The sequence below is a fragment of the Streptomyces zaomyceticus genome (assembly GCF_014656215.1).
In the GTDB taxonomy this organism is placed as follows: domain Bacteria; phylum Actinomycetota; class Actinomycetes; order Streptomycetales; family Streptomycetaceae; genus Streptomyces; species Streptomyces zaomyceticus.
Genome location: NZ_BNBZ01000068.1, coordinates 1 through 5,259 on the forward strand (window position 1 = coordinate 1; position 5,259 = coordinate 5,259).

1 protein-coding gene is annotated in these 5,259 nt (G+C 69.7%); it reads right to left on the minus strand.

The annotated features are described in order from the left end of the window. The coding region (locus tag IE311_RS36415; RefSeq protein ID WP_189836195.1) for a non-ribosomal peptide synthetase at window positions 1-5,259 on the minus strand (5,259 nt) is incomplete at both ends.

The following is a 5,259-nucleotide window of genomic DNA, read 5'->3' on the forward strand; positions in this document are numbered from 1 at the left end:
CGTCCAGAGCATCGTCCGTACGACCCGCGATCGGCGTACCCAGAGGGATGTCCTCCCCCGCGCCGAGCCTGCTCAGCAGCGTCGCCAGACCCGCCTGGAGCACCATGAAGAGGCTGGCCCGGTGATCGCGGGCGACTTCGGTGAGACGCTCGTGGAGTCCCTCGGGGAAGGCGAAGGTGACCCGGTCGCCCTCGTACGAGGCGGTCGCCGGCCGCGGCCGGTCGAAGGGCAGGACCAGCTCCTCCGGGAGGTCCTTCAGGGTCTCCCGCCAGTAGGACAGCTGACGCGAGAGCTCGCTCTGCGCGTCCTCCTCCGAACCGAGCAGCTCACGCTGCCAGAGGCTGTAGTCCGCGTACTGCACCGGCAGCGGCCGCCAGGCCGGAGCCGTGCCCAGCGTGTGGGCCGCGTAGGCGGTGGCGAGGTCACGGGCCAGCGGGCCCATGGACCAGGCGTCGCCCGCGATGTGGTGGACGACCGAGAGCAGGACGTACTCGTCGTCGCCCAACCTGAACAGCCGTGCACGCAGCGGCAGATCACGCGTCAGGTCGAACGGCGTGCTTATCTCGGCGCGGAGCGCGTCGTCGAGCGCGTCGGCCGCGACGTCCGTCGTCCGCAGCTCGACCTCGGCGGCGCGGGCGGCATCGAGGACGATCTGGTGGGCGGAGCCGTCGGCGTCCTCGGCGAAGACGGTACGGAGGCTCTCGTGCCGGATCACGACCTCGGTCAGGGCGCGCCCCAGTGCCTCTTCGTCGAGCGGGCCCGACAGACGCAGGGCCACCGGGATGTTGTACGTGGAGCTCGGCCCCTCGAACTGGTGGAGGAACCACAGCCGCTGCTGGGCGAGCGAGAGCGGAAGCCGCTCGGGACGCCTGGCCACGGCCTTGACCCTGACACGGCCACGCGCGGACTCGTCCAGCCTCGCGGCGAGTGCGGCGACGGTGGGTGCTTCGAAGATCTGCCGGACGGCGAGTTCGACGTCCAGGACGCTGCGGACGCGGCTGACGAGCTTCGTCGCGAGCAGCGAGTGTCCGCCGAGCTGGAAGAAGTCGTCGTCGATCGAGACGGCGTGGGTCAGACCCAGCGTCTCCGCGAACAGACCCGCGAGGATCTCCTCACGCGGCGAGCGCGGCGCACGGCCGGCCGACTCCACCCCGTACTCGGGCGCGGGCAACGCCCGCCGGTCCAGCTTCCCGTTCGGCGTCAACGGGAACACATCCAGCGTCACGAACGCCGACGGCACCATGTACTCCGGCAGCTGCTCCGCCGCCAGCGCACGCAGGTCCGTGATCACCGGCCCAGCGCTGTCGGACGTCGCCACCACATACGCGGCGAGGCGCTTGTCGCCGGGGCGGTCCTCCCGTACCAGTACCGCCGCCTGAGCGACGCTCTCGTGGGAAGCGAGTACGGCTTCGATCTCACCGAGCTCGATACGGAAACCACGCAGCTTGACCTGGTCATCGACGCGCGACAGGTATTCGAGGTCCCCGTCCTTGGTCCAGCGCACCAGGTCACCCGTGCGATACATCCGCGAACCCGCCGCACCGAACGGATCGGCCACGAACCGCTCCGCGGTGAGTCCCGGCCGGCCGTGATAGCCACGCACGACACCCTCACCGGCGATGTAGAGCTCACCGGGAACACCCACCGGCACCGGACGCAGACCACCGTCCAGAACGAACACCTGCGTGTTCCAGATCGGACGACCGATCCGCGGAGCCCTCGCACCGTCCCGCGTGACCTCCCAGGCCGTCGACCACACCGTGGTCTCCGTCGGCCCATACAGGTTGGTCACGGACACCGCGCGCTCGGCCAGACCCACCGCCAGATCCGACGGCAACGCCTCACCACCCACCAGCACCCGCAGCCGCTCCACGACCGACGGATCCTCGGCCAGCACCGCACGCCACAACGAAGGCGTCGCCTGCATCACCGTCGCCCGCGACTCGACCGCGAGACGGCACAGACCGGCCGGATCGCGCACCACATCCCGAGCGGCCACCACCACAGCGGCACCACTCAGCAACGGCACGAACAGCTCAAGACCCGCGATGTCGAACCCGACCGTCGTCACAGCAAGCAGCCGGTCCTCCACCCCCAGACCGAACCGATCACCCATCGAGGCAAGGAAGTTCACCAACGCACCCTGCGGAACCACCACACCCTTCGGCCGCCCCGTCGACCCCGACGTATAGATCACATACGCCGATCGGGACGAGGTGGGCGGAGCCAGAGGGGCGGCGTCGGACGGGACGTCCTCGGCGAGTGCGGCCTGCGTCTCCTGCGCGTCCAGAAGGAGGGCGGGCATCGTGAAGTCGGGCAGCTCGGCGCGTATCCGGCTGTCCGTCAGGACGAGCGTGGGGTCGGCGTCGGCGAGCATGTAGGCCAGCCGGTCCGCCGGATACTCCGTGTCCAGCGGCAGATAGGCGGCCCCCGCCTTCCACACCGCCACCAGCGACACCACCAACTCCACCGACCGCGGCAGAGCCACCGCCACAAACCGCTCCGCCACCACCCCACGCGCCACCAACACCCGAGCCAACCGCTCCGCACGCGCATCCAACTCCGCATACGAAACCGACTCACCACCGGCAACCACCGCCACCGCATCCGGCGACACACGCACCCGCTCGGCGAACAACTCCACCACCGAACGACCCGGCACCTCACACACCGTCTCGTTCCACCCCGACACCACCAACTCCTCCTCCACACCATCGAGGAGGGCGAGGGAACCGATGGGAGTCGAGGGCGCTGCGACGGCCGCCGTGAGCAGCCGGAGCAGACGGTCGACGAGCGACACGGCCGTGTCCCGGTCGAACAGGTCCGTGCTGAACTCCAGTACGCCATCGAGACCGCCGGCCCGCTCCGAGAAGCCGAAGGCGAGGTCGAACTTGGCCGCGGAGCTCTCGACCGACTGCCGCCCGACGGTGAGTCCGGGCAGCCCGTCGAGGGTGTCCAGGGCGCCCTGGTAGTCGGTGTTGTTGAAGGTCAGCAGGACCTGGAACAGCGGGTGACGGGCGAGCGACCGCTCCGGGTTCACCGCTTCCACGAGCCGCTCGAAGGGCAGGTCCTGGTGCGCGTAGGCGCGCAGGCTGGTCTCCCGGACGCGGGCGACGAGGTCGCCGAACGTCGGGTTGCCCGCCGTGTCGGTCCGCAGGACGAGGGTGTTCAGGAAGACGCCGATGAGGTCGTCGAGAGCGTCGTCCGTACGGCCGGCGATCGGCGTACCGATCGGGATGTCCTCCCCGGCGCCCATACGCGTGAGGAGCGCGGCCAGCGCCGCCTGGAGCACCATGAACGGGCTCGCCTGGGCACCGCGCGCCGTGCGCTCGATCGCGGTGGCGAGCTCCTCCGGCAGACGGAAGGCGAGTCGGTCACCACGGTACGAGGCGACCGCGGGGCGCGACCGGTCGAACGGCAGCTCCAGCTCGTCGGGCACCCCGGCGAGCGCGTCCTTCCAGTAGGTGAGCTGACGGGAGATCTCGCTCTCCGCGTCCTCCTCGGAACCGAGAACCTCACGCTGCCAGAGGCTGTAGTCCGCGTACTGCACCGGCAGCGGCTCCCCCACCGGCACCTCGCCGGCGACCCGGGTCGCGTACGCCGTCGTCAGATCCCGCGCCAGCGGCCCACGCGACCACGCGTCACTCACGATGTGGTGGGTGACGAGCAGCAGGACGTGGTCGTCCTCGGCGAGGGCGAACAGCTCGGCACGGAAGGGAAGTTCCCGCGAGAGGTCGAAGGAGTGCGCCGCCGAGACCGCCAGGGCCTCGGTCAGACCGTCCTCGTCGATCCGGTGCAGGGGAAGGGGGATGTCGGCGGTGTCGACCGGCAGCACGATCTGGTGCGCACCGTCGGCGTCCTCGGCGAAGACCGTCCGCAGGCTCTCGTGGCGGGTGGCCACGTCGGAGAGCGCCAGGCGCAGCGCCTCACGGTCGAGCGAGCCGGTGAGACGCAGCGCGACCGGGGCGTTGTAGGTGGCGCTGGGGCCCTCGAACTGGTTGAGGAACCACAGGCGCTGCTGGGCGTACGAGAGCGGGATCCGCCCGGGGCGGGGCACGACGGCCACGACCCCGCGTCGGGCGTCGCCACCCACCTGCTCCAGAGCGTCGGCGAGACCGGCGACCGTCGGCGTCTCGAAGAGCTGCCGGATGGGAAGCTCCGCGTCCAGGACGCTGCGGATGCGGCTGACGAGCTTCGTGGCGAGGAGGGAGTGTCCGCCGAGCTGGAAGAAGTCGTCGTCGATGGAGACGGCGCCGGAAGCGAGACCGAGAATCTCGGTGAAGAGACCCACGAGGACCTCCTCGCGGGGCGAGCGCGGGGCGCGGCCGGCCGACTCGGTGACGTAGTCGGGTGCGGGCAGAGCCTTGCGGTCCAGCTTGCCGTTGGAGGTCAGCGGCAGCTCGTCGAGTTCGACGAACGCGGACGGGACCATGTAGTCCGGCAGACGCTGAGCGACGAACTCCCGCAGGCCCTCGGCCGAACCCACGACATAGCCGACCAGACGCTGATCCCCGGCACGGTCCTCCCGGACCACGACAGCGGCACGCGACACGCTGTCGTAAGCGGAGACGACGGCCTGGATCTCGCCGAGTTCGATACGGAAACCCCGCACCTTCACCTGGTCGTCGACCCGGCCGACATACACCAGCTGACCCTCGGCATTCCACCGGGCCACATCACCCGTGCGATACATCCGCGCACCAGCCGGACCGAACGGATCGGCAACGAAACGCTCACTCGTCAGATCCGGACGCTCCCAATAACCACGGGCCAGAACAACACCCGCGATGTAGAGCTCTCCCGCGACACCCGGAGCCACCGGCCGCAGACGGCTGTCCAGGACGTAGGCGCGGGTATTCCAGAACGGACGGCCGATCGGAACCGGACCCGACTTCACCACCGCGCCGGGCTCGACCCAGAAATCGGTGCAGTTGACCGTGGCCTCGGTCGGACCATAGGCATTCACCACCCGCGCATCGGGGTGACGGTCCCGCCAGGAGGCGAGCGCCTCACCCACCAGCGCCTCACCCCCCGTGACCAGCGTCCCCGACGGCGACACCTCAGCCGGCAGAGCCTCCAGCAGACCCAGATGCGACGGCGTCACCTTCATGAACGAAGGCCGGATCACATCCCCGGAACTCTCTTCCAGATCACCCAGCACCACACAGCCACCCGACACCAACGGCGTATAGAGAGCCGTCACCGTCAGGTCGAAAGCAACCGAGGAATGCAGAAGTGAGGAACCCGAAGCATCTCCAT